Source organism: Chromobacterium paludis, assembly GCF_008275125.1.
GTDB lineage: Bacteria > Pseudomonadota > Gammaproteobacteria > Burkholderiales > Chromobacteriaceae > Chromobacterium > Chromobacterium paludis.
On sequence record NZ_CP043473.1, the window covers coordinates 2,332,759 to 2,357,913 of the forward strand.

At 66.4% G+C, this 25,155-nt stretch carries 17 protein-coding genes; 8 read left to right on the forward strand and 9 right to left on the reverse strand.

Annotated features, from left to right (window positions below; genetic code table 11):
- The first annotated feature begins 5 nt into the window (after window positions 1-5).
- Both FYK34_RS10810 and FYK34_RS10815 read left to right on the forward strand, forming a co-directional pair.
- Window positions 6-1,082, forward strand: a complete 1,077-nt coding sequence (locus tag FYK34_RS10810; RefSeq protein WP_149296367.1) for a YjbE family putative metal transport protein — start codon at window positions 6-8, stop codon at window positions 1,080-1,082.
- 298 nt (window positions 1,083-1,380) lie between these two features.
- Window positions 1,381-3,768, forward strand: a complete 2,388-nt coding sequence (locus FYK34_RS10815; protein WP_174774513.1) for a chitinase C-terminal domain-containing protein — start codon at window positions 1,381-1,383, stop codon at window positions 3,766-3,768.
- Between the two features lie 3 nt (window positions 3,769-3,771).
- Here the strand turns inward: FYK34_RS10815 and FYK34_RS10820 are convergent, their stop codons facing one another.
- Window positions 3,772-3,981: a hypothetical protein gene (locus tag FYK34_RS10820; protein WP_149296368.1), complete on the reverse strand. Its 210-nt coding sequence runs from the start codon at window positions 3,979-3,981 to the stop codon at window positions 3,772-3,774.
- Between the two features lie 86 nt (window positions 3,982-4,067).
- On the opposite strand from FYK34_RS10820, the gene sgrR reads away from it, so the two are divergent.
- On the forward strand, window positions 4,068-5,753 hold the full coding sequence (gene sgrR, locus FYK34_RS10825) for an HTH-type transcriptional regulator SgrR (RefSeq protein ID WP_149296369.1): 1,686 nt from the start codon (window positions 4,068-4,070) through the stop codon (window positions 5,751-5,753).
- A 67-nt stretch (window positions 5,754-5,820) separates the two neighbouring features.
- Window positions 5,821-6,555: a dienelactone hydrolase family protein gene (locus FYK34_RS10830; protein WP_149296370.1), complete on the forward strand. Its 735-nt coding sequence runs from the start codon at window positions 5,821-5,823 to the stop codon at window positions 6,553-6,555.
- A gap of 59 nt (window positions 6,556-6,614) precedes the next feature.
- On the opposite strand, the gene FYK34_RS10835 is transcribed toward FYK34_RS10830, so the two are convergent.
- Genes FYK34_RS10835 through FYK34_RS10855 form a run of 5 tightly spaced genes read right to left on the reverse strand, consistent with a single transcriptional unit; the run spans window position 6,615 to window position 11,745 of the window.
- Window positions 6,615-7,184: a hypothetical protein gene (locus FYK34_RS10835; RefSeq protein WP_149296371.1), complete on the reverse strand. Its 570-nt coding sequence runs from the start codon at window positions 7,182-7,184 to the stop codon at window positions 6,615-6,617.
- Window positions 7,181-7,969 (reverse strand): methyl-accepting chemotaxis protein, encoded by a 789-nt coding sequence (locus tag FYK34_RS20895; RefSeq protein WP_231137243.1) that lies wholly within the window; start codon window positions 7,967-7,969, stop codon window positions 7,181-7,183. The genes FYK34_RS10835 and FYK34_RS20895 overlap by 4 nt, the downstream gene beginning before the upstream one ends.
- 35 nt (window positions 7,970-8,004) lie before the next feature.
- Window positions 8,005-8,373: a response regulator gene (locus FYK34_RS10845; protein ID WP_149296372.1), complete on the reverse strand. Its 369-nt coding sequence runs from the start codon at window positions 8,371-8,373 to the stop codon at window positions 8,005-8,007.
- A gap of 25 nt (window positions 8,374-8,398) precedes the next feature.
- Window positions 8,399-9,382: a chemotaxis protein CheX gene (locus tag FYK34_RS10850; RefSeq protein WP_149296373.1), complete on the reverse strand. Its 984-nt coding sequence runs from the start codon at window positions 9,380-9,382 to the stop codon at window positions 8,399-8,401.
- Entirely contained in the window at window positions 9,379-11,745 is a 2,367-nt protein-coding gene (locus FYK34_RS10855; RefSeq protein ID WP_149296374.1) for an Hpt domain-containing protein, read from the reverse strand. Before FYK34_RS10855 ends, FYK34_RS10850 begins: the two co-directional genes overlap by 4 nt.
- A gap of 186 nt (window positions 11,746-11,931) precedes the next feature.
- Between FYK34_RS10855 and FYK34_RS10860 the strand changes: the two genes are divergently transcribed.
- Window positions 11,932-12,930 (forward strand): SAM-dependent methyltransferase, encoded by a 999-nt coding sequence (locus FYK34_RS10860; protein WP_149296375.1) that lies wholly within the window; start codon window positions 11,932-11,934, stop codon window positions 12,928-12,930.
- A gap of 90 nt (window positions 12,931-13,020) precedes the next feature.
- Window positions 13,021-14,997: a methyl-accepting chemotaxis protein gene (locus FYK34_RS10865; RefSeq protein WP_149296376.1), complete on the forward strand. Its 1,977-nt coding sequence runs from the start codon at window positions 13,021-13,023 to the stop codon at window positions 14,995-14,997.
- 11 nt (window positions 14,998-15,008) lie between these two features.
- On the opposite strand, the gene FYK34_RS10870 is transcribed toward FYK34_RS10865, so the two are convergent.
- Genes FYK34_RS10870 through FYK34_RS10880 form a run of 3 tightly spaced genes read right to left on the reverse strand, consistent with a single transcriptional unit; the run spans window position 15,009 to window position 19,946 of the window.
- Complete coding sequence (locus tag FYK34_RS10870) at window positions 15,009-15,773, reverse strand: substrate-binding periplasmic protein (protein WP_149296377.1); 765 nt, start codon at window positions 15,771-15,773, stop codon at window positions 15,009-15,011.
- A gap of 34 nt (window positions 15,774-15,807) precedes the next feature.
- Entirely contained in the window at window positions 15,808-16,173 is a 366-nt protein-coding gene (locus tag FYK34_RS10875) for a response regulator (RefSeq protein ID WP_149296378.1), read from the reverse strand.
- Window positions 16,170-19,946, reverse strand: coding sequence for a PAS domain S-box protein (locus FYK34_RS10880; RefSeq protein ID WP_168209713.1), 3,777 nt, complete (start codon window positions 19,944-19,946; stop codon window positions 16,170-16,172). The genes FYK34_RS10875 and FYK34_RS10880 overlap by 4 nt, the downstream gene beginning before the upstream one ends.
- A 116-nt stretch (window positions 19,947-20,062) precedes the next feature.
- Here FYK34_RS10880 and FYK34_RS10885 point away from each other — a divergent pair, with 116 nt between their 5' ends.
- Together FYK34_RS10885 and FYK34_RS10890 are read left to right on the forward strand one after the other, a co-directional pair.
- Window positions 20,063-24,139, forward strand: a complete 4,077-nt coding sequence (locus FYK34_RS10885; protein WP_149296380.1) for a response regulator — start codon at window positions 20,063-20,065, stop codon at window positions 24,137-24,139.
- A complete protein-coding gene (locus tag FYK34_RS10890) occupies window positions 24,136-25,140 on the forward strand; it encodes a response regulator (RefSeq protein WP_149296381.1) in 1,005 nt (334 codons plus the stop codon). The genes FYK34_RS10885 and FYK34_RS10890 overlap by 4 nt, the downstream gene beginning before the upstream one ends.
- Window positions 25,141-25,155: the final 15 nt, after the last annotated feature.

Consider the following 25,155-nt stretch of genomic DNA (forward strand, 5'->3'; position numbering starts at 1 on the left):
AAGAAATGGAACCCGATAGCCTCTCCCACGCCTTTGGCCTGACTCTGCAGGTCTCCTTCCTCGACCTAATCCTCAGCGGCGACAACGCGTTGGTGATCGCCCTGGCCTGCCGCTCGCTGCCGCAGGAATTGCGCCGCCGCGCCGTGATCTGGGGCACCGGCTTCGCCATCGCGCTGCGGCTGGCGCTGGCGGCCCTGACCGGCGTCTTGCTGATGGTGCCCATGCTCAAGCTGGTCGGCGCCGCCATCCTGCTGGCCATCGCCATGCAGCTGCTGCTGGACGAGGGCGGGGAGGAGGATGGCCAGGAGCTGGCGGAACAGGCCGGACACAGCCGGCAGCTATGGAACGCGGTGATGCTGGTGGTGGGCGCGGACCTGGCGCTGAGCCTGGACAACGTGGTGGCCCTGGCCGCCGCGGCACAGGGCAGCGTGCTGTTCCTGTTGCTGGGGCTGTTATTGAGCGTGCCTTTGCTAATGTACGGCAGCCTGCTGCTGTCGCGGCTGATGGGCGATTATCCGCTGCTGATACCGGCCGGCGCCGCCGTGCTGGGCTGGCTGGCCGGCAGTCTGGCCGTCGGCGACGCCTTGTGGGGCGACTGGGTGGCCGCGCAGGCGCCGGCCCTGCTGGTGGTCGTGCCTCTGCTCGGCGCGGCCTTCGTGCTGCTGGAAAGCCGCATCATCCGGGCGCAGCGGCGCAAGCTCGCGCCCATGCCGCCATGGCGGCCGCTGGAGCCGTTGACCCGTCGCCTGACCCGCCTGGGCGAAGCCGCCATCCAGCCGGACGCGGCAGTCGCGGCGGCCATCCTGCACGCGCCGCCGGAGACGCCCGCGCCAGCCCCCGTCGCCGCGCTCCCGACCGCGCGACCGGCCCAAGAGGAGGCGCAGTCTGTCGCCGCGACGGCCGCGGAAGGCACCGCCGATGAGGCGGACCTCGACGACGGCAACCGGCTCAGCCCGGCGCTGAAATGGCTGGTCGGCGCGGCGGCCCTGCTGGGCATGTCCGCCTTGCTGTGGCTGATCTGGCATTTGCTGAGCCAGGGCTTTCTGCCGGCGCCCAAGCACCCGGTCAAGCTCACCCGCTGAAACCGCGCCGCGCCGGGCGGGGGCCGTTAGGCCGCCTCCGCCCGGCATGGCGGCAAGCCCCCGCCTGGCAAGCCGCTCCCACCCAAAAAGCCTCGTCCCCGCGTGACCCTCCCTCCATCCCAGCCTTGACTCCGCCCCCTTGCCGACAGGCGTCGCCAGGCCGCTCCTCTGCGCCCTCGCGCGCACCTGTCAAAAAGTACAGTTCAGACCTAATGCATACCAACTACAGTCCACGTTAATACCAATTAAATACAAGTTGCATGCTCGTTTGGCTGTACCCACTACAGAGGAGAACCGTGTGAGCAAGACCCTGATGCTAATCAAAGGCGGCCTGGCCGCCGGCGCCGTCGGCGGCGTTGCGCTGCTGGCCAGCCATGCCGCGCTCGACGGCCGTTCGGCGACGTTGCCGTTGTCGTCCGCCAATTTGGTGAAGACCGCGGCCAGCAGCTGCACCGACCCGGACTGGAGCGCGTCCACGGTTTATACCGGCGGCCAGCGCGTCAGCTACCAGGACCAGACCTGGCAAGCCAAGTGGTGGACCCAGGGCAATACGCCCAGCAGCAGCGACGCCAGTCCCTGGAAACTGATAGGCCAATGCGGCGGCGGCGGCAACCCGCCGCCGGTGGACCCGCCGCTGGTGCAAGTGCCCGCGCCCACCGGCAACGCCCTGTGCCGGCCGGAAGCGCTGGCGCAAACCGGCGGCGTGGACGTGCCCTATTGCGCCGCCTACAAGCAGGGCGGCGCGGAACAGCTGGCCAACGGCAGCCGCCGCCGCATCATCGGCTACTTCACCAGCTGGCGCACCGGCAAGGACGGCAGCCCCGCCTATCTGGTCAACAACATCCCCTGGGGCAAGCTCACTCACATCAACTACGCCTTCGCCCACGTGGACGGCGCCAACAAGCTGTCGGTCAACGAGACCGCGCCGGGCAACGCCGCCACCGACATGACCTGGCCCGGCGTGGCCGGCGCCGAGATGGACCCCAGCCTGCCGTACAAGGGCCACTTCAACCTGCTGACCCAATACAAGCGCAAATTCCCGGGCGTGAAGACCCTGATCTCGGTGGGCGGCTGGGCCGAAACCGGCGGCTACTTCGACGCCAGCGGCAAACGCGTGGCCAGCGGCGGCTTCTACAGCATGACGGTCAACGCCGACGGCAGCGTCAATCAAGCCGGCATCAACGCCTTCTCCGACTCCGCCGTCGCCTTCCTGCGCAAATACGGCTTCGACGGCGTGGACATCGACTTCGAATACCCCACCTCGATGAGCAACGCCGGCAACCCGCTGGACTGGAGCGTCTCCAACGCCCGCCTGGGCTCCTTGACCAAGGGCTACGTGGCGCTGCTGCAGACGCTGCGCGACAAGCTGGACCACGCCGCCGCCCAGGATGGCCATTACTACCAGATCACCGCCGCGGTGCCGGCCTCCGGCTATCTGCTGCGCGGCATGGAAACTTTCCCCGGCCTGAAGTATCTGGACTTCGTCAATGTGATGTCGTATGACCTGCATGGCTCGTGGAACCGCTTCGTCGGCCCCAACGCCGCGCTGTTCGACGACGGCAAGGACGCCGAGCTGGCCTTCTGGAACGTCTACGGCACCGCGCAATACGGCAATATCGGCTATCTGAACACCGATTGGGCCTATCACTACTACCGCGGCGCGCTGCCGGCTTCGCGCGTCAATATGGGCGTGCCCTACTACACCCGCGGCTGGAAAAACGTGACAGGCGGCAGCAACGGCCTGTGGGGCAGCGCGGTGGGCAGCAACTGTCCGACCGGCCTCACCGAGTGCGGCGACGGCGCGGTGGGCATAGACAATATCTGGCACGACCTAGACGACAAGGGCCAGGAAATCCCCGGCGGCTCCAACCCGATGTGGCACGCCAAGAACCTGGAGAAAGGCATCGCCGGCAGCTATCTGGCCTCCTACGGCATAGACCCGGCCCTGCCGATCAACCAGCTCGTCGGCAGCTATCAGCGCAACTACAACAACACGCTGGCCGCGCCGTGGCTGTGGAACGCCAGCAAGAAGGTGTTCCTGTCCACCGAGGACGAACAGTCCATCGCGCAAAAAGCGGCCTGGATCGACGCCAACAATGTGGGCGGCGTGATGTTCTGGGAATTGGCCGGCGACTACGACTGGAACGCGCAGCGCAACAACGGCCAGGGCGAGTACTACATGGGCAATACCCTGACCAATCTGCTGTACAACACCTTCAGCCAGCCGCCCAAGGTCGCCGCCAACCCGACCACGGCCGCGCCGGCGCCGACCGCGGCGATAGACGTGGGCTTCAGCCTGGGCGGTTTCGCCCTGGGCGATCAGAACTACCCGATCAACCCCAAGCTGACCATCGTCAACCGCTCCAAAACCACGCTGCCCGGCGGCACCGAGTTCCAATTCGACGTGCCGACCTCGGCGCCGGCCAATATCGCCGACCAGTCCGGCTTCGGCCTCAAGGTCATCAGCGTCGGCCACAACGGCAGCAATGTCGGCGGCCTGAAGGGCGACTTCAACCGCGTCTCGGTGAAGCTGCCTAGCTGGCAGACCCTGGCGCCGGGCCAGAGCGTGACGCTGGACGTGGTGTACTACCTGCCGATCTCCGGCCCCAGCCACTACACGGTGGGCCTGAACGGCAAGACCTACGCCATCCGCGACGAAGCGCCCTACCTGCCTTACCTGCAGTAAACCTCAACCGGCCCGCCTCGGGCCGGTCCCTTTCTTCTCCTGCTCCTCCCTTGACGGCCGGGTTCCCTCCCCGGCCGCTTTTTTTGCATCGCCCTCCTGCCATTGCATCACCTCGTTCAGATGCGCCAGCGCCGCGGCCGGGTCGATGCCGAACAACTTGCGCTGCCGGCCAAGATAATGCTGAAAATAACGGGACAGGGTTTCGGTTTTCATGCTGGACTCCTTGTAGTGGAGCCCGTATTGTCGCGCTGATAACATGAAGAAAAAATTGCTGACTTTTTCCTACATATTTCCCCTTTATGAGCCATAAACGCCTGTTGCAACAGTACAGCCGCCTGCATAAGCACTACGCCGGCCAGGATGCCGCCGCCTCGCTGCAGCAACTGGCCGATCTGCTGTGCTGCACCCGCCGCCACATGCGCAACCTGCTGGCGCAGATGCAAGAACTAGGCTGGCTGGACTGGCAAGCCAGCGCCGGGCGCGGCAAACGCTCCGCCCTGCGCTTTCTGCGCGAGGCTGACGAACTGCAGCGGCTGCAGGCCGCTCAGCTGCTGGAACAAGGCCGGGTGGAGCAGGCGGTGGCGCTGCTGGGCGACGATCCGCAGCAGCTGGCGCCCGTCTTGCTGTCGCGGCTGGGCCGGCGCTGGAGCGCGGATCGCCAGGTGCTGGGTGTGCCCTATTACCGCCCCCTGCCCACACTGCATCCCGGCGCGCCGCTCAGACGCTCCGAGCGCCATCTGGTGGGCCAGATTTTCAATGGCCTGACCCGGTTAAACGAGGAAAAAGGAGAAATAGAAGGCGATCTGGCGCATCACTGGGAGCAGCATTCCGAGCGCGAATGGCATTTCCACCTGCGTCCGCGCGTGCGCTGGCACGATGGACGCGAACTGAGCCTGGACGACATCGCCGCCACCGTGGACCGGCTGCGCGCGCAGCCCCTGTTCGCGCATCTGCGCGGGACGCGCCGCCTGTCTCCCTTGAGCATCGCGCTGGAACTGGACGAGGCGGACCCCTGGCTGCCCTGGCTGCTGGCGGACCCGGCGGCGCTGATCCTGCCGGCGGACCACGCCTCCCGGCCCGACTTCGACTCCCGACCCGTCGGCACCGGCCCCTACCGCGTGGCCGCCAACGACGCGCGCCGGCTATCGCTCGCCGCTTTCGACGACTACTTCGGCTACCGCGCGCTGCTGGACCAGGTGGACATCTGGATGATGCCGCAGCTGGGCGACCAGCTGTCGCTCAAGGCCGGCGGCGCCTGCGGCCTGACCGTGGAGATCAATCCGCTGCCGGTGGAGGAACAGACCGAGATGGCGCTGGAAACCGGCGTTTACTACCTGCTGTGCGACGGCCGCGCCGACGGGATGCGCAACGACGCCGTCCGCCAGTGGCTGGCGCAGACGCTGACGCCGCTGGCCATCATGCAGCGCACGCCGCCGGAGACGCGGCAATACTGGGTGGCCGCCGCCGGCCTGCTGCCGCGCTGGCACCATGTCCAGCCGCAACCCGTTCCCAGCGAGCCGCCGATCCAGCAACTGCGCCTGGCTTATTACGAGCAGCATCCGGAATACCGCCAGATCGCGGACGCCATTGGCCAGTGCCTGGCCGAGCGCGGCATCGCGCTGCAATGCGTGGAGCTGAGCTACCGAGACTGGGAACTGGGGCGAGCGAATGCGGACCTGTGGCTGGGCACGGTCAATTTCAACAGCGGCGTGAACTACGCCGTGCCGGCCTGGCTGCTGGGCACGCCGTTGCTGCGGCGCTGCCTGGAAACGGCGCTGCCGCTGGACGACTGGCAGCGCGGCTGGCGCGGCGGAGCACAGACTGCGGCCGGCCTGGCGGCGCAAACGGCGCGTACGCACTGGATGCTGCCGCTGTTCCACAACTGGCTGCGGCTCAAAGGGCCAGGCCAGATTCAAGATTTCCGTCTCAACAGCCTGGGCTGGTTCGACTTCAAATCCGCCTGGCTAAGGCCGGAAGACGGCTGAAGCGGCGTTGCCCCAGCCGGAGGCGGCAGGCACAATCGCGTTTGATCCACTCCGACGCGCCTGCCCCATGTCCCGCCCCGAATTCGACACGCGCCCACCCCCGCTGCGCCAGGCCATGCTGACGCGCCCGCTGGAAAATGGGCAAATCTGGCAAGGGCCGCTGGCGGCGCAGCCCAGCCTGCCGCCCGGCCCGCCGCGCCCCCTGCTGCTGTTCCTGCACGGCTCCTCCGGCCTTAACGAACAGACCCAGGCCTGCCAGCGCTGGCTGGCGGAAGCGCTCGGCCTCGCCTCGCTGGCGCCGGACAGCTTCGCCCGCCCGGACAGGCCGCGCTACCAAAGCCCGGCGCCGATGGCGCAATACGAGGCGGTGCATGCCTTGCGGTTGGAGGAAATCCGGATGGCGCTGGCGGCGCTGCCGCTCATGCCGTGGGTGGATGCCCGGCGGTTGCTGCTGGCCGGCAGCAGCGAGGGCGGCGTGGCCGTAGCGCGCTGGCGCGGACGGGAGTTCGCCGGCCGGCTGATCTACGGCTGGAGCTGCGAGGACAATTACTTCGTCGAACAGGCCCGCAACGGCTTCGAGGCCGACTGCGCGCTGTTGAACATCCTGTCCGGCGACGATCCCTTCTTCGGCGCGGCCAGCCGCTTCAATCAGGGCCGGGGCGTGGACGGCGACAGCCGGCGCGCCTTGGCCGGCATGCCGCGGGCAAAGCTGGCCTTGCTGCCGCAAGCGCCGCACCCCCTGTACAACCTGCCCGAGGCGCGCGCGCTGACCGCGGACTTTCTGCGCGAGCTGCTGGCCTGAGGCCTGCGCGCCGTCTTGCGGGCGCGGCGTCCGGCAGGCGGAACATGGCTTGGCCGCGCCTAGAACAGCTCCAGTTCGCCCACGCCCTGCTCTTCCGGCGATGGCGGCTGGTAACGGAAGTCCAGGCTGGCGCCCTTGGACAAGGACAGGCAGGCGGTCAGCCAGAAGTGCGCACCGCCGTCCATTTCCACGCGCCAGCTGCGGCGCAAGGCGCTGTTCAGCAGTTCCAGATGGCGCAGGCTGCTGGCGCCCACGCCCAGCGGCGTGGACATGCCGACATGGCGGAACACGGCGCATAGCGCGCGGTTGACCGCGCCGCAAATCCTATTGGCCAGCTCGCCGTGGGCGTCGCGCAAGGCGGCCGCCGTCAGCGGCGCGCCGCTGCGCACCCAGCGCGCCAGCCAGTCCTTCATCGCCGCGTCATCCTCAAACTGAAACAGCATGGCGAGACGGAATTGATAGGAGGCGATGTTGAGCAGAATCAGCTCCCCGCCCTCGCCCTCCGGCATGGGCAGCCGCTCGCCCAACGGCTTCAGCGCGCACGGCCCGCCTTCGCCGGCGCCGCAGCCTTCGCGCAGCGCCTGTTCGCAGATTCTCTCCAGCGACTCCACCGCGGCGGCGCTGATCATGCCGCCTCCCCGCTTTCCAGCTTGGCCAGGATGCGCTCGCTGGAGGCCTTGAGGCCGAATACCGCGGTGCGGATCATATTGCCGCAGGCCTGCAGGTCCTGGAAGGTGGTGGTGGTCACCAGATCGTTGCGCTCCAGGTTCTTCTTGTACTCGCCGGACAAGTCGGCCGCGTTGCTGGCCAGCTGGCGCACGCCGTCCGCCACCACGGAGAAGCCGCGGCCGTACTCGCCGGCGCGCGCCGCCTCGATGGACGCGTTCAAGGCCAGCATCACCACGCTCTTGACGATGGTGGAAAAGTCCTCGTTCTGTTCCTTCAAGCGGCGGTTGTTGACCAGGATGGCCTGCATTTCCTCGTGCCAGCGCTCTATGGTCTGCACCAGTCCCAAGAGCCGCTCCACGTCGCCGGCCAATGCCGCCTGCTCCTGGCGCATGTCGGCGCGCACGCTTTGCAATGACCGCAAGGCTTCATCGCGCGACTCGCGCCGCGCGTCCTCCCTGGCCGCCTCCGCCAGCCGCCTCGCCTCGCTCTCCAGCTGTTCCAGCTGCGCCCGCATCTCATCCAGCTTGCGGCCATGCGCCGCTTCCGCGGCTTCCTGTTGCCGCCGCCAGCGCTCCGCCACGGCATCCGGATGCTCCCGCCGCTCCAGCTCCGCGATGCGGGCATCGCGCTGGGCCAGGGCCTGCCGCTGGCGGCCGGCGGCGCGGCGCGCCAGCGCGCAGGCCACGACGAACAGCGCCAGGCACAGGCCGGCGCAAGCAAAGGCGATCATGCTGACTGCGTCCATCTCTTTCCTTCTTGCCGCTTGCGCGGCGGCATGACTCAAGCGGTGACCAGCTTCTTGAAAGTCGGCAATACGGCCGCGCCGTTGAAGGGCTTGACGATCCAGCCCTTGACGCCGGCGGCCTTGCCGCGCTCTTTCATCGCCGGGCTGTTCTCGGTGGTCAGCATGATGACGTTGACCGCGGCGTTCTTCAGCTCGTTGCGGATTTTCTCGGCCATGGTCAGGCCGTCCATATTGGGCATGTTGACGTCGCTGACCACCAGCTTGATGCCGGGGTGGGCGCGCAGCTTGTCCAGGCCGTCCTTGCCGTCCACCGCGGTCACCACGGACAGGCCGTTGGCCTTCAGGAAATCCGCCACTTCATTGCGCACGGTGCTGGAGTCGTCCACCATCAAAACTTGAGCCATTTCACTTCCTTTTCATCACGGGGTATCAAAACAGTTCGAGTTCGCCGGATTCGACCAGCGACTCGACGCTAGGGCTTTCCTGAAACTGGTCTGGCGACCAGCTCAAATTGAATACGAAGCGCTGCACCAGGGTGGCCTCCTGCCCGTCGCCGGCGTCGCGCTCGCGCAGCTGGTACTTGATGCACAGCTGCGGGTCTTCCGAGCCGAAGGAGATATAGCGCCGCTGGTGGTTGACGATGATGGGCACCTGGGTCAGCGGCGCCGGGTTCGGCTGGCCGTTTCCGGCATAGCGGTTCTTGAACGCGCCCCAGATCAGATTGGTGGCCTCGCCCAGCGCCGCGTTGAGCTGGCGGAAGTCGATCTCGCCATCGCCCGCCGGCTCCAGCAGCGCCATCAGCGGCGCTTCCTCGGCCTGCAGCATCATATAGCCGCGGCACCAGCCGCTTTCGATGGCGATCAGCGTGAACATCTCGCCGTAGACCAGCCTGTCCTTCACCGCCAGGAACGGCGACTGCACCGTCACCTCGCAGCGCGGAAACAGCTGGGCCAGCGCATCGCGGCTCATTTCCGTGATGCCGCGCACCAGCTGGTTGGGGTAGAGGCGGCTGAAGATGGACGAGGCCAGCGCGGCGCTGAACACATGCAGATCGTTCAGCGTGTAGGCGCAGCAGAAACGCAGCGCGTCGCGCTCGGACAGACCGGCCAGGCTGGCCGTCAGCTCGCGGCGCAGGAAGATGGGCAGCTCCGGCCGCGCGGCGTGAATCTGCCGCGCCAGCTCCAGCCCGGCCTGGCGGCCGCCGTAGTGTTCGAACAGCATGATGCCGCCCAGGTCCACATTGGAGCGCAAGATGGCCATCACGCTGTCCGCGCCGGCCTTTTGCGGCCGGATGCAGATCAGTTCATGGTCGCGGCAGAAGTGCTTGAGGCTGCCGGCGTAAGTCTGGCTGTCGTCCAGCACCAGCATCTTGGTGCGCAGGCAAGACAGGCTATCCGTGGCCGGCGCGCTCATGCCGGGTTCACCACGTGATCAGCGGCGGATTGCGCCGCTTCGCTAACCGCGCGCGGCTCCACCGCCACGGCCAGGCTGTCCGGCAACACCACCACGGTTTCGAAACGGCGGAAGTCCATGCCGCTCTCCTGGTCCAGGAAGCGCAGCTCTATCCTGCCCTGCTCGCGCTTGATGAAGGATTGCACGGCATCCATGCCCACGCCGCGGCCGGACACGGCGGTCAGTTTGGCGGCGGTGGAGAAACCGGGGCGGAAGATCAGCTGGGCGATGTCCTCGTCGCTCAGCGCGGCGTCGGCGGCGATCAGGCCCTGCTGGACGGCGCGCTCGCGGATGCGGCCCAAGGCTAGGCCGCGGCCGTCGTCGGCCAGGGCCAGTTCCAGCCGGCCGTCGGCCACGCGCAGGTCCAGCGCGATGGCGCCTTGCGGCGCCTTGCCCAGCGCCACGCGTTCGTCCGGGGCTTCCAGGCCATGGTCCAGCGCGTTGCGCATCAGGTGCATGAACACGTTCTTCAGCGTGGCGGAAACCTGGTTGCGCAGCACGTAGCCGTTGTCGCGTATGCGCAGCTGCGGCGCGTCCTTGCCCAGCTCATGCGCCAGGGACGGCAAGGAATCCAGCACGCCGGCCAGTATGTCCGCCAGCGGCTCCGTGCCCATGCGGTTCAGCACATGGCGCACGCTGTTGTGCACGGCGATCAGCTCGTGCAGATTGCCGGTATTGACGGTTTCCAGCCGCTGCAGCATCTCGCGCACCTGGCCGCGGTCCACCAGCAGGAAGTCGGCGCCGCCGCTGCGTCCCGGCCCCTTGCGGCCCAGGCTCACCTCATTGACGCGAGCGTAGTGCTCCACGCTGTCGCGCACCGCTTCCAGCTCTTCCAGCAGCTGGGTCTGGTCCCAGACGATTTCCGGCTTGGGCTGGCGCAGCTGCTCATAGCGCTGCTCGGCCTGGTGCACGATGTCGGTCAGCTGCGACAGGCCGTAGGTGCGGGCATTGCCCTTGATGGTGTGCAGATTGCGGAACAGCTGCTTGACCGCCTCGGCGTCGCCGTTGGGGTATTGGCGGATCAGCTGCTCGGACTCGCCGATGAAACGCACCGCGCCGGCGATGAAATCGTGGAACTTGTCCTGGCTCACCGCCAGGATCTCGCCGATGAGGGCCAGCTCGCGCTTCTGTTCGTTGGCTTCGGCGGCCAGGGCCTTCAGCTCGGTCACGTCGCGCACGCACAGCATCAGCCGCTCCACGCGGTCCTGCTCGTCCACGATCACCGACCAGCTCAGGTCCAAGGCCTTGCCCTGGCGTTCCAGCTCGCCCACCAGCAGATGGCGGTTGAATTCGAAATTCATGCTGTCCTCGCCCAGGCAGGAGGCGATGGCGGCCTCCACCTGCGACAGCGCGTCGGCGCCCAGCTGGCCATCGGCGAACAGCACGTCCATGATGTTGCGGCCGGCGATGTCGCCATGGCCCAGGATGGCTTCCAGGTGGGCGGAATACTCATGATGCACGGCCATGCCGTCGACTATGGTCAGGATGCCTTGCGGGATGTTCTGCAACATGGCCTGGATGTCGTTGCTCTTCTGCCGCACCAGCGCGCTGCTCTCTTCGATGCGCGCCACCATGCTGTTGAAGGCGACGACGGACTTGCCGATCTCGTCCTCGCGCACCACCGCCACGCGGCGCGAGAAGTCCTGGCTGTCGGCGATCTCGCTCATGGTGTCCTGCATGTGGCGGATGGGCAGCACGATCTGGCGGTACAGCAGCCAGCCCAGCAGGCCCAGCGCCAGCAAGGTTGCCAGCGTGACCACGGTCAGCGTCATCACCGCGCCGGACAGGTTACGGTTCAGGGTCTGGATCGCCGCATCCTTGTTGCGGTTCTTTTCCACGCGCAGGGTGGTGACGATCTGCTGCAGATTGTCGTGGTACTGCAGCACGCCGCCGGCATAGGTGGCGTCAGCCATGTCGTTCTGGCCGCCCTGCTTGAACTTGATGGTATCGTTGATGGAGGAGACATAGTTGTCGTAGACCTCCTGCGCCTGGTCCACCAGGCCGCGCTGGATGGGGCTGCCGGCCATCTTCTTCTGATAGGCCAGCTGCGACTGCAAGGCCCTCTCGCTGAGGCTCAACTGCTCCTGGGCCTGGCTGCGCAGATTGGCGTCCGCGGCCTGCAGATAGCTCATCATGCCCAGCTGCACGTCCTTCAGCGCCGAAATCAGATCGGACGAAGCCAGCGCGCTGGGCACCTCGGCCTCGGTCACCGACTTGACGGCCGCGGCATTGGCATGCGACTGCCACACCGCGTAGCCGCCGACGGCCAGTATGGCCAGGAAGCTGACCGACACCAGCAACAGAATCCTATTACGTATATTCATAGCCTGCCCAGCGAGAATAGATTGTTCAAGTTTAAACAGTCTGCTTGGTAATAATTACGCAAGCCATTCTTCCAGACGCGGATGACACCCTTATGACAAGACATCCACGCAATATCGCGCCGATTATCAAGCCAACGCTTAAGCTGCAACCTCGCCCCCCAAGCGCAATTCATCCAAAAAAATCATATGACAATTCATCTGCGCCCGACTTGCCGCAGCGGTTTTAGCCTTTCCGCGCTGCGGCGCCACAAGCGGCTGGGATTGCGGGCGGCGGCGCCCGAAGCAGGCCGCGGCGACATCATCGACGCGGCGGAGGCCCGCCCTCTGCGCCATGCGCCTGACGCATCGCAGGAGACGCTGGCCTTTCCTGAGTTATTGCGCCGGCTGGGATACGGCATAGACGACGCCCTGCGCCTGAAATGGCAGGCGCGCGACCCGCGTCTGGCCCGGGCCTACCTGGACGTTTACCAAGGCGTCATCGCCGGCATGCGCCGCCAGGGGCCGGGCAGCGCGGCCAGCACCGGCCGCGCCATCGCCGCCGCCCTGCGGCATGGCCGGCCGGAACGGGTGCTGGAACTGGCCTGCGGCAACGGCGAGGCGGCATTGCAACTGGCGGAGGCGACCGGCGCCGCCGTCGTCGCCATCGACCAGCATCCCGCCAGCCTGGAACGGCTGGCGCGCGCCGCCGCTTCGCGCGGCCTGGCCACGGTGACGCCGCGCCTGGCCGATATCGCCGCGCCGGGCGAGCCGCCGGCCAGCTTCGATCTGATCTGGGCCGAGGGCTGCGCCTGCCTGCTAGGCTTTGAGCGCGCCCTGCGCCTGTGGCGGCCGCTGCTGCGCCCCGGCGGCCTGCTCTTCGTCAGCGAGCCGGTCTGGCTGAGCACCCGGCCGTCCGCGCCGGCCCGACAGCTCTGGCGCAGCGGCTATCCCGGCATGGCCGGTCCCGCGCGACGCGAGAATCAACTACGCGCGCAAGGCTGGGACATCCTGGACCGCTTCGCCCTGCCCCGCGCCGACTGGGACGCCTACTATGAGGACATGGCGCGGCAGATTGCCGCGGCGGCGCGGGACGCGGGGCCGGACCATCCCGCTTTGGCCGACCTGCGGCGCGAAATCGCCGTCCATCAGGCGCATGGCGGCGAATACGGCCAGGCTTGCTGGCTGTTGCGCCCCGCATCGCGGTAAGCGTGCTCATGCACAGCGGCGCTTAGCCCCGGCCGCAAGTTTTCCTATAGTGGGAACCGACACCCGCGCCCAACCAACAGGGGAGAGTCCATGCTGTCTCGCCTATCCATCGCCGGCAAACTGTTACTGCTCCTGCTGCCTTTCTCGCTCGCCCTGCTGGCGCTCGCCGCCATTCTTTCGTCGGACCGGCTGCACCATCTGCGCGCCCTGCAGCGCGCGGAACGGATGATCGTCGTGGCAAGCGGCGCCAGCCAGCTGATACACGACCTACAAACCGAGCGCGGCCTCAGCAACGGCTTTCTCAGCGGCAAGGCCGGCGCGCCGCCGCCGGCGCTGCAGGCCGCCCGAGCCAACAGCGACAAGGCATTGGCGCGGTACGCCGCCGCCCAGGCGGACAGCGGGCCGGATCCGCAAGCCGGCGCGCTGAACGGACAATTGCAGGCGCTGGGGCCCCTGCGCGCCGACATCGAACAGCGCCGTATCGCCGCCGCCGACGCCTTCGCCGCCTACTCCCGCGACATCGACTCGCTGATCGGCCTGATCTCCGGCCTGGCCCAGGCCGGAGATGACGGAGACCTGCTGCGCAGCACCATGGCCCTGCTGAATCTGCAATGCGAGAAAGAGTTCGCCGGCCGGGAGCGCGGCTATGTCAACGGCCTGCTGCAGAGCGGCCTGCTGGACCAAAAAAGCTACGCCCAGACCGCGGGCCTGATCGCCAAGCAGGACGCCTGCGCCAATCAGTTCGCGCTGATCGCCGGCGACGAGGCCCGCGCCCGTAAGACGGCGCTGGACAGCGGCGATGAAAGCCGCGCCGTGCAGGCGCTGCGCGCCAAAGTGATGGGCCAGGCCTTGGGACAACCGGTGGGCGTGGCGCCGGCCGAATGGTTCGCGGCCACCAGCCGCCGCATCGACGCGCTGAAGCGCGAACAAGACCAACTATTGCGGCAAATGGCGGACATGGCACAGGCTAAGCTGGGCCAGGCCGAGCAGGATCTCGCGCTGACCTTGGGCGGCGCGGCTCTCGTCATCCTGCTGCTGGGCAGTCTTGGCTTTTCCATCTACCGCGGCATCCGCGCGCCGGTGCGGCGGCTGGAGAGCCTGATGACGACGATGAGCCAGGACTTCGATCTGCGCCCGCGCGCCGCCCTGCGCGGCCAGGACGAAATCGCCCGAATGAGCCAGGCCTTCGATCACTTGGTGGAAGCTTTCGCCCATACGCTGAGCGAGGTCAATCGCAACGCCCACACCCTGGTAGAAGCCGCCCGCGCCATGCTGGACATCGCCGACCGCGCCGCCCTGGCCTCCGAAACGCAAAGCCAGTCGGCGACGGAAATCGCCGCCGCTGTCGAGCAGATGTCAGCCGGCATAGAGTCCGTCACCGCCAATACTCAGCAGTCGCTGAGCCTGGCGCAACAGATGCAGCATAGCGTCAGCGACGGCCGGGAGCGGATGGGCGACACCACCTCGGCCATGAGCCAAACTTCGCTCGTGCTGGGCAGCGCCGGCGACCGCATCGAAGCCCTGCGCCAAAAGTCAGAGGGCATTCGCTCCATCATCACCGCCATCGGCGAAATCGCCGATCAAACCAATCTCTTGGCGCTGAACGCGGCGATAGAGGCGGCGCGCGCCGGCGAAACGGGCCGCGGCTTCGCCGTGGTGGCCGACGAGGTGCGCAAGCTGGCCGAACGCACCGGCAAAGAAACGCTGGACATCGCCGCGCTGATCGAAGACATGCGCGGCGAAACGCAGACCGCTTCCCGCCACATGCTGGAAGCGCGAGACAAAATGGAGTCGGGCCTGCAATTGGTCGGCCGCACCGTGGAGGATCTGGAGCAGATCCACAATGAGGCCAGCCATGCCGCCAGCAAGAGCCAAGCGACAGCGAGCGCGATGGCGCAGCAAACCGCGGCCAGCAACGGGGTGGCCGCCAATATCAGCGTGATCGCCTCCCTGGCCGAAGACAACGCCACGCTGGTGCAGGAGGTGGCCAAGCTGTCGGACCAGCTGAATGCCTCGGCCGGAGCATTGGTCGAGCTGGTGGATCGCTTCAAGCATCTGGCGGACTGAGCGCCGCGGGTTCAGCGCAAGCCGTACTGGCGCTTCAAGCGCGCCAGCTCGCCGGACGCGGACAACTGCTCCACGCCCAGGTCCAACGCCCGCGCAGCCTGCGCGCCGCGCGGGCCGCTCCGGCCAAAACCGATGACCAATGGCAGCGGTCTGGCCAGACAGCCCGCTTCGCGCGCGCGCTCCCCGCCGGGCACGCCGGCCGCGATATGGGCCAACACCGCCTCATGCTCCAGCAAAACGGGATAGCGGCCCAGCAACAGCTTGCGCAGATTCTTGCGCCCGGCGTCCTCTCCGGTAGTGAAATCCACGCTCAAGCCGCCGTGGCCGGGCGAGGCCAATAGACGGTCGAACTCGCCGCCGTCATAGCCATAATCGACGATGACGCCTATGCGCACGCCCCGCAGCGAGGCGGGTCCGGCATAGCGCCAACGGCTTGGCGCTACCGTGTAGAAACAGGCGCGGGAGTACGCCAACGGCCTGCTCTCCAGCAAGACATGATCGACTGGCGGGGCGTACACGCCGTCCAGCTCGCCGCTCTCGCTCATCGCCATGGCCCGGCTCAACGGCATCAGCCTGGCGTCGACGCGATAATGCCGCAGCGCCAGCGCCTGCCGCGCCAGCTCGACCAAGAAGCCCCCGGCGACGCCATCTTTGCCCGCGCAGATGAAAGGGCACCAATCGTCGGAAGCCAGCGTGACCGTTTCTTCGGCCGCCGCAGGCAGCCCGGCCAGGCAGGCCCACAGGCAGACGGAAAAACCGCGGGCAATCGCGTTCACGCCGCCGCCTCGCAGGCCCTCGCCTCAAAAAGGCTCATGCCGCGCCGCACGCCGCCGCGACCTTTTCCAGCACATCCTGCCGCGAGACCGGTTTGGCCACCACGCCGGCGACGCTGGGCCGGTTCCCTGGCGCCAATTCCTCGTCGCCGGCCATGGCCGTGACGAACAAAATGGGAATCGGCGCGGTATCGGCGGCGGACTGCAAGCGGCGGCACACCTCGAAGCCATCCATGCCCGGCATGGACACATCCAGCAGGATCAAATCCGGGTGGTGCCGCTGCGCGGCCTCGATCGCATCCTCGCCCGAGGTGGCGAACAGCAATTGATACTGCTCGCGCAATATCTCCCGCAGCAGGTTCAGATTGGTCGGCTCGTCGTCCACCAGTAGCAGCTTTTTCATGGGCACTGCCTCGCGCCATCGGCTCCTACCATGGATAGTAGACGCTCCACCCGCTCCCTGGCCGCCTTGAAGGCGAAACGGTCCACCTCCCGGCGCAAGGCGCTTTCCTCGTCCGCCGCCAGCCAGCCGGCGGCCTGCTCAATCCTCGGCAAGATGGTATCCGGGTTCAGGTTGTCCAGTTCGTCCAAAATGCTCCGCAGCGCCTGCCGCTGGTCCTCCTCGCTGTGCTGGGCGGTGCTGGACACCGTGCGCACCGTGGCCGTGGGCAGCGTCAGCAGGTCGATGGCGCTCAAGGCCTCGGCCATGGCCCGTTCCAGCCTGGGGTAGCGCGCGCGGGCTTCCGTGAGCCAATTAGCCTTCAGCGCGGTGTCGATCTCGCTGGCCAGCGCATGGATGCGCGCCAACGCCAGGTTGCCCGCCCCGCCCTTCAAGCTGTGAACATAGGCGCGCACGGAGTCCAGCTGGCTCTCCGCGGCCAACATCTTGCCGATTTCCTCGGTCCGCCCCTCGAACTGAGCTGAAAAAGCGCGCAGCGATCGCGCGTAGCTGAGCATATTGCCCCAGGTCTCCTCCGCCTGCGGCAGATTCGCCAGGTCCGCCACCGGAGAGAAGTCTATGGCGCAGGCCTCGCCGGACGACTGCGTCAGGCCGAGGTTATGCCTCCCCTCGCCATCCGGCACCAGGTTTTCCATTGCCGCCAACAATTGGTCGAACTCGATGGGCTTGGCCGCGATGCCATCCATGCCGGCGGCCAGACAACGCACATTGTCTTCCTGCATCACGCTGGCGGTCAGCGCCAGTATCGGTATCTTGCTCTTGCCGTCGCGCTCCAGCGCCCGGATTTGCCGAGTCGCCTCCAGGCCGTCCATTTCCGGCATCATCACGTCCATCAGGATGAGATCGAACCCGCCTTGCAGGTATGCCTCCACGCCCTCGCGGCCATTCTTGGCCCACTCCACCTCGTGTCCGATATTGCGCAGCCGCAGCATGGCCAGCGTGGCGTTGGTTTCGATGTCCTCGCACAGCAGGATGCGGAACAGCCGCGGCGACACATAAGTTTTCAGCGTCAACTCCTCCGCGTCGTTCAGGCACTGCATGGCGGCCGGCGCCTCCGGCATCAGGGCCGTAAAACTGAATACCGAGCCCTTGCCCTGCGCGCTGCTGACCCAGATCCGCCCGCCCATCAGCTCGACGATCTCCTTGCAGATGGTGGTGCCCAGCCCGGTGCCGCCAAAGCGCCGCGTGGTGGAGTCGTCGGCCTGGGTGAACATCTCGAACACATGCGCCAATTGCTCCTGGCTCATGCCTATGCCGCTGTCCCGCACCTCGAAGCGCAGCATGTCCGGCGTCTCCCCCGCGCGCACCACCACATCCACCCCGCCGTATTCGGTGAACTTGATGGCGTTGCTGACCAGATTGAGTATCACCTGGCGCAGCCGGGTGGGATCGCCCACGCGGCGGACATTGACGTTGTCCCCCACGTCCAGCCGCAGCGACAAACCCTTTTCCGACGCCTTGTGCTCGGTGGTGAGCAAGGCCTCGCGTATGGTGTTGGCCAGGTGGAAGCCTATCGCCTCCAGCTTGAACTTGCCGCTGTCCAGCTTGGAGATGTCCAACACATCGTTGATGATGCTCAGCAAGGAGCGGGCGGAGTTCAGCAGCACTTCCAGGTGGCGCCGCGTCTCGCGCGACAGCGTGGCGTCCTGCAGCGCCACCTCGGCGAAGCCGATCACCGCGTTCATCGGCGTGCGGATTTCGTGGCTCATATTGGCCAGGAACAGGCTCTTGGTGCGCGCGCCGGCCTCGGCCTCTTCCTTGGCCCGCTTCAGCACGTTTTCGTTCTGCTTCTGCTCGGTGATGTCGGAGATGAAGGCCACCAGGAAATGGTGGCCGTCCGACAGCTCGGCATGCCCCATGGACAGATAAGCCGGGAAGCTGCCGCCGTCTTTTCTTCTGGCCACCACCTCATGGCCGCGGCCCACCACATGATTCTCGTCCTTGGCGAGAAAACCCTCGATGAAGCTCTGTCCCGGAAACTGGTACTCGTCTATCAAGGCATCGATGTTCTTGCCTATCATCTCGTCGCGGCTCCAGCCGAACAGGATTTCCGCCGCCGGGTTGAACAGGTGGATCATGCCCATCTCGTCGATGGTGATGATGCCGTTGACCGCCGTGCGCACGATGGCGCTGACCTCGGTGGTGGCGATGGACACCAGCTCCTCCAGGTGGTCGCGGTGCTTGCGCAGCTCCATCTCCGCCGCCTTGTGCTCGGACATGTCCACCATGATCTTGACGAATAAGGGTTCGCCGCCGATATTCATGCCGCCCACCGTCAGGTGGATGGGAAAGATCTCGCCATCCTTCTTCCGGCCATCCAGCTCCCTCCCCTCGCCTATCACCGTGGGCGCCGCGCCGCCTATCCCCCCGCCGGATTGATAGCGCTCCAGATAGCGCTGATGCTCGTTGTGATAGTCGGGCGAGAACAATAGATTGATGCTCTGTCCCAGCAACTCATGGCTGGCGTACTGGAACAGCCGCTCGGTGGCGGGGTTGACCGTCAGGATGATGCCCTTGACGTCGGTGGTGACGATGGGACTGACGGCGGTATCCAGAATGGCCCGCGTGGTTTGCAGGCTCTGGGCGAAGGCCCGCTCCGCTTCCTTCAGCTTGGAAATGTCGGTGATGATGCCGACGAACATGCTCTGCCCGCCCACTTCCATCTCGCCCACGCACAGATGGATGGGCACCTCGGTGCCGTCCTTGCGCCTGGCCGTCACCTCGCGGCCTATGCCTATGATGCGCGGGCTGCCCTCGTGCAGATAGCGCGAGAGATAGCCGTCATGCTCCTCCCGATACGGCGAGGGCATCAGCAATTTGACGTTTTGCCCGGCCACCTCGTCCGCGCCGTAGCCGAACAGCTTCTCGGCGGCCGGATTGAATGATCGGATCACGCCGCGGCTGTCTATCGTGATGATGGGATTGACCGCGGTGTCCAGAATGGCCCGCGTCAGCTCGGCGCTGGCGGCGTAGCTCTGCTCGGCGGCGCGCAGCTTGGAAATGTCGGCGATGATGCCGACGAACATGCGCTCGCCGGCCACGCTCATCTCGCCCACCGACAGGTGAATGGGGAAGACCGACTGGTCCTTGCGCCTGGCGATCACCTCCCGCCCCTGGCCTATCACCCTGGGCGCGCCCTCGCGCAGATAGCGCTGCAGATAGTCGTCGTGCTCCTCATGATACGGCGAAGGCATCAACATCTTGACGTTGCGGCCTATCACCTCATGCGCTTCGTAGCCGAACAGTTGCACCGCGGCCGGATTGAACGAGCGGACCTTGCCATGAGCGTCGATGGTGATGATGGGATTGACCGCCGTGTCCAGAATGGCGCGGGTCATTTCCAGGCTTTTCGCCAGGTCGGCCTCCACCGCCTTTTGCTCGGACAAGTCCACGATGGAGCCGACGAAGAAGCGCTGCTGGCCAAAGCGCACCTCGTTGATCGCCAGCCAAACCGGGAAGATGGAGCCGTCCTTGCGCCGCCCCTCCACCTCGCGCCCCTTGCCGATGACGTGAGGCTGGCCGCCAGCGGCGTAGCGGGCCAGATAGCCGTCGTGCTCGGTCTTGTAGGGCTCCGGCATCAACATGGACACATTGGCGCCGATCACCTCCGCCTCCTCGTAGCCGAACAGCCGCACGGCCACGGCGTCGAAGGCCGTGATGCAGCCCTGCTCGTCTATGGTGATGATGCCGACAGAGCTGGTTCCCACCTTTTCCATGCCGCCCTCCATCCCAAATGAAAGCCGCTGCGGATCTCATGCGCGCGTCATTCATTCTTGCAAACAAAAGCATGGATTGCCTAACGTGATACAAGCCGCATGCATTGACATGCGGGATGAACCAGGGTGAATCCATGGCTTTCCTGTTCTCAATCGCGACGGCGCGGCGGCGCTGGCTGGCCTTGGCCGGCTGGCTGGCGGTTTCCGCGGGCGTGGCCTGGCTAGCCGGCAGCCTGCGCGAAAACCAGCTCATGGAGCTGCTGCAGCAGCGGCTGAGCGCGCAAGCCGGGCTGCGCGCCGTATTGCTGCAACAACACGCCGAACGCGGCCGCCAGGCCGCGCTGTTCCTCGCCAATACCCCGCCGATACCCGGACTGGCCCGCGCCTCGCTCAACCACGGCTTCGACCCGCAGCAAAACAACTCGACCCGCCAATGGAAGGACAGGCTGAGCACGATCTTCCTGAAATACGCCGAATCGATGCCGGACATCATGCGGCTGCGCCTGGTCGGCCTGGCCGACAACAATCGGGAGCTGGTCCGAGTGGACACCCTCGGCGGCCATCCCCGCATCCTGGACGAAGGCGAGCTGTCGTCCGTCCATGACAGCCCATCCTTCACCCGCGTCGTGCAGCAGCCCGCCGGAGCCATCACCCAGTCCGGCATCCGTCCCCCGCCGCCTGGCGGCCCGCTCTCCCTAGCACGAGACAGCTACTGGACGCCGTGCTACGCCGCCAACGGCAAACCCTTCGCCGCGCTGGAGGTCGCCTTCGACACCTCCAGCCTGCTGCGCCAGACTGCCGGCGCGGACGCCGATACCACGCTGTTCATCGCCGACCAGAGCGGCCAATTCTTAAGCCACCCGCAGGCCGCCAAGGCCGCCAACCCGCGCTGGCGCTGGCTGGACGAGTTCCGCGCCGAGCAAACCCTGCCCGATTACCCCAAGCTGAGGCGGCTGATCCGCCGCGATGGCTCGGCCCTCTACGCCGCCAGCGAGCGGGTGGCCTTGCCGGACCCGGCCCGCCCAGGACTCGCCTTGCGCATACTGTCCACCCAGCCGGTCGAAACCATCGCGCACCAGGTGCGCTCGCTGCAATGGCAGGCCTTCGCCCTGACGCTGTTGCTGGGCGTCGCCATCGGCGCGCTGGCCTCGGCCTATCGCCGGCAACGCCGCGACTTGCACGCGCAGCAGGCCGAATTGGCCGCCATCGTCGGCAGCGCGCAGGAGGCCATCGTCGGCCATCTGGCGGACGGCACCGTGACCAGCTGGAACCCGACGGCGGCCCGGCTGTTCGGCTACCCCGCCGAAGAAGCCATCGGTCAAAAACTGCAGCAGCTGATCATCCCGGAGACCCAATGGCCGATCGTGGCCGAGTGGTACGCCGACGCGGCCGCGCGGCGCTCACCGCCGCCGCGGGAGGTTCGCCTGCGCCACCGGGACGGCTCCATCCTGGACGTGATGCTCAGCGTCACCCACACCCATGCCGGCCACGACGGCACGCCGCGGCTGGCCGACACCCTGCGCGACATCACCCAGCAGAAAGCCAGCGAAGCGCATATCGAGCAGATGAACGCCTTGCTGCAGAAACAAATGCAGCACGAACTGCTGGCCACGCGCGACCAGCTGAGCATCGCCGCCGAAGTCGCCGAGCTAGGCATCTGGAGCTGGGTAGTGGCAGACAATGCCTTGATCTGGAACGACCGCATGTTCGACATCTACGGCTACCCCGCGGCGCTGCGCGAACAGGGGCTGAACTACCAACATTGGCGCTCGCGGGTTCATCCCGACGACGTGGACGCGGTGGAGGCCAAGCTGATGGCGGCGCTGGCCGGCAAGGATGTCTACGATCCGACCTTCCGGCTGAAAATGCCGGACGGCGGCATACGCTATGTCCAGGCCGGCGCGCTGATCGAGCGCGACGACGCGGGCCAGCCGCTGCGCATCACCGGCATGAACCGCGACATCACCGCCCAGCGCGAGCACGAGGAGTCGCTGAACCAGGCTCGCGAACAGGCGGAGTCGGCCAACCGCGCCAAGGCGGACTTTCTGTCCAATATGAGCCATGAGATCCGCACGCCGATGAACGCCATCCTCGGCCTCGCCTTCCTGTTGGAAAAGGCCGATCTGCCGCCAGACGCGCATGAAGTCGTGCAGAAAATCCGCGCCGCCGGCCGTTCCCTGCTCGGCATCATCAATGACATCCTGGACTTCTCCAAGATAGAAGCCGGCAGCCTGACGCTGGAACAGGCGCCATTCAGCCTGAACGACCTGCTGGACAACCTCTCCACCATCATGACCGCCAATGTCGGCGGCAAGGACGTCGAGCTGGTCATCAGCCCGCCGCCGCCCGGCGTGGAAAGGCTGATAGGCGACGCGCTGAGGCTGGAACAGGTGCTGATCAATCTGGCCGGCAACGCCATCAAGTTCACCGAGCGCGGCTTTGTCGAAGTGTCGATCCGGCCGATGAAAGTCACCGATGAGCTGGCCGAGCTGAAATTCACGGTATCGGACAGCGGCATAGGCATCCCGCCCGACAAACAGGCCCAGCTGTTCCAGCCTTTCACCCAGGTGGACGCCTCCACCACCCGCCGCTTCGGCGGCACCGGCCTGGGCCTGGCCATCTGCCGCAAGCTGGTGGAGCTGATGGGGGGCAAGATCTATCTGAACAGCGAGCCAGGCATCGGCAGCACCTTCTCCTTCATCCTGCAGCTGCCGCGCGTCGCCGGCGCCGGCGCCGACTTTTCGCAGCCTGAGCTGGCCGAACTCAACGTCTTCATCGCCGACGACAACTCCATCGCGCTGGACGCGCTGAGCTGCGCGGCCTCCGGCCTGGGCTGGCGCGCCCGCACCGCGTCCACCGGCAGGCAGGCGCTGACCGAGCTGCGGGAAGGCGACCATCCCGACGTCGTCATCCTGGACTGGAAAATGCCGGACCAGTCCGGGCTGGAAGTGGCCAAGTCTTATGTCGAGGCGCTGCGCGGCCGCAACCCGCCCATCATCCTGATGGCGACGGCCTACTCGCGCGAGGCCTTGCTGGCCGAGCCCCATGTCGAAGTGGTGGACGGCATCATGACCAAGCCGGTCACCCCCTCCTGCCTGTATAACGCGGTGGCCAAGGCGATGAAACAGCGCCAGGGCGAGAAAACGTCGCCCCTGCACGTCCAAACCGGAAACCGCCTGGCCGGCATTCGCCTGCTGGTGGTGGACGACAGCGACATCAACCGCGACGTCGCCCAGCGCATTTTCGGCTACGAGGGCGCCGCGGTGGCCACCGCAGACAATGGGCAGGAGGCGCTGGACTGGCTGAGCGCCCAGCCGGATCAGGTCGACTTGATTCTGATGGACATCCAGATGCCGGTGATGGACGGCTACGAAGCCGCCAGGCGCATCCGCCAGCATCCGGAGCTGCGCGCGCTGCCCATCATCGCGCTGACCGCCGGCGCCTTCCAAACCCAGCGCGAAGCGGCCGAGGCGGCCGGCATGAACGATTACATCGCCAAACCCTTCGATGTCGACCAAGCCGTCGCCATGATCCAGAAGATATCGGGCCGGGAAATCCGCGCCGCCCAGCCCGCTCCGGCCCAGCCCGCTCCGGCCCAAACCGCGGCGCCCATCGTTCCGCACGGCGCGATCAGCGTCGCGCGCGGGCTGGAAATCTGGCGCGAAGCTTCTGTATACAAACAATACCTGCGCAAATTCCTGCGCGACTACCAAGACATCGCGCCCAGCATAGGCAATAGCGAACTGGATGACGCGCGCGGCCTGGCCCACAAACTCAAGGGCGTGGCGGGCAACCTCGCGCTGAGCGAGGTGGAGGCCGCGGCCAAAACGCTGGAAGAGCAGCTGTCGGCCGGCGAGCGCGAGCCCAAGGCGCTGGACGAACTGGCCGCCGCCATGGAGACCGCCCTGCAGGCGATACGCGGCTATGCTGGAGAAGAGTCCATCGCCAGCCGCGGCGAGCAAACCGTGACGCGGCAACAGCTTGCCGAGTTGTGCAATGCCCTGCTGGCGGCCCTGGACGATGACGACATCAATCAGGTGGAGGCCGCGCTGGCGCCCCTGATCGAGCAATTAGGAGAAGCCGAAACCGCGAGCCTGAAGTCCGCGGTGGAGGACTTCGACTTCCGCGGGGCCGAGCAAGCCGTGCTGAGCCTGATGCATCGGCGCTTCCCGTCCCAGGAGAGCGAAGCATGACCCAGCATCCCGTCTTGATCGCCGACGACGAGCCGCACAACCTCGCGGCCCTGCGGCAAATTCTGTCACCCAATTACAAATTGGTGTTCGCGCGCAACGGCAAGGAAACCTTGTCCGCGGTGGACAAGCATCATCCCTCGCTGATTCTGCTGGACGTCAGCATGCCGGACATGGACGGCTACGAGGTATGCAAGGCGCTGAAGGCGGCGTCGCACACGGAGACCATCCCGGTGATTTTCGTCACGTCCCTGTCCGAGGCGCGAGACGAGGCCCACGGTTTTGCGGTGGGCGCCGTGGACTACATCGTCAAGCCGGTCAATCCCGCCGTGGTCAACGCCAGAGTCAAGACCCACCTGTCGCTGGTCAACACCTCCCAGCTGGAAAAAAGCTACCGCGCCGCGATCTCCATGCTGGGCATGGCCGGCCACTACAACGACAACGATACCGGCGCGCACATCTGGCGCATGGCGGCCTTCGCCACCGCCATCGCCCGCGCCATGGGCTGGACGGAGCAGGCCTGCCATCTATTGGAGCTGGCCGCCCCCATGCACGACATGGGCAAGATAGGCATTCCGGATGTCATCCTGAAGAAGCCCGGCAAGCTGACCGACGAAGAATGGATCATCATGCGCAGCCACGCTCAAATCGGCCACAACATCCTCAGCCGCAGCGACGCGCCCATCTTCCAACTGGCCGCAGAGATCGCGCTGAATCATCATGAGAAGTGGGATGGCTCAGGCTACCCCAACAGCCTGACCGGCGAAGACATTCCAAGCTCGGCGCGCATCGTCGCCATCGCCGACGTGTTCGACGCCCTGACCATGGTGCGGCCCTATAAAGACGCTTGGCCGCTGGACAAAGTGCTGGCCTGCTTGCGCGAGGGAGAGGGCAAGCACTTCGACCCCACGCTGCTGCAAGCCTTTCTGGACAACCTGCCCATCATCCTCGACATCAAGCGCCATTGGGATGAACAAGAAAACGCCGGCTCGGCAGCCCGTTGAATGAATCGCCGGGAC

Bases quoted from the DNA above. Each gene is read 5' to 3' on its own strand.
- sgrR (WP_149296369.1), top strand. From the start codon at position 4,068: ATGAGCCATAAACGCCTGTTGCAACAGTACAGCCGCCTGCATAAGCAC.
- FYK34_RS10835 (WP_149296371.1), bottom strand. From the start codon at position 7,184: ATGATCAGCGCCGCCGCGGTGGAGTCGCTGGAGAGAATCTGCGAACAG.
- FYK34_RS10810 (WP_149296367.1), top strand. From the start codon at position 6: ATGGAACCCGATAGCCTCTCCCACGCCTTTGGCCTGACTCTGCAGGTC.
- FYK34_RS10880 (WP_168209713.1), bottom strand. From the start codon at position 19,946: ATGGAAAAGGTGGGAACCAGCTCTGTCGGCATCATCACCATAGACGAG.
- FYK34_RS10885 (WP_149296380.1), top strand. From the start codon at position 20,063: ATGAACCAGGGTGAATCCATGGCTTTCCTGTTCTCAATCGCGACGGCG.
- FYK34_RS20895 (WP_231137243.1), bottom strand. From the start codon at position 7,969: ATGGACGCAGTCAGCATGATCGCCTTTGCTTGCGCCGGCCTGTGCCTG.
- FYK34_RS10830 (WP_149296370.1), top strand. From the start codon at position 5,821: ATGTCCCGCCCCGAATTCGACACGCGCCCACCCCCGCTGCGCCAGGCC.
- FYK34_RS10845 (WP_149296372.1), bottom strand. From the start codon at position 8,373: ATGGCTCAAGTTTTGATGGTGGACGACTCCAGCACCGTGCGCAATGAA.
- FYK34_RS10820 (WP_149296368.1), bottom strand. From the start codon at position 3,981: ATGAAAACCGAAACCCTGTCCCGTTATTTTCAGCATTATCTTGGCCGG.
- FYK34_RS10875 (WP_149296378.1), bottom strand. From the start codon at position 16,173: ATGAAAAAGCTGCTACTGGTGGACGACGAGCCGACCAATCTGAACCTG.
- FYK34_RS10865 (WP_149296376.1), top strand. From the start codon at position 13,021: ATGCTGTCTCGCCTATCCATCGCCGGCAAACTGTTACTGCTCCTGCTG.
- FYK34_RS10860 (WP_149296375.1), top strand. From the start codon at position 11,932: ATGACAATTCATCTGCGCCCGACTTGCCGCAGCGGTTTTAGCCTTTCC.
- FYK34_RS10890 (WP_149296381.1), top strand. From the start codon at position 24,136: ATGACCCAGCATCCCGTCTTGATCGCCGACGACGAGCCGCACAACCTC.
- FYK34_RS10855 (WP_149296374.1), bottom strand. From the start codon at position 11,745: ATGAATATACGTAATAGGATTCTGTTGCTGGTGTCGGTCAGCTTCCTG.
- FYK34_RS10850 (WP_149296373.1), bottom strand. From the start codon at position 9,382: ATGAGCGCGCCGGCCACGGATAGCCTGTCTTGCCTGCGCACCAAGATG.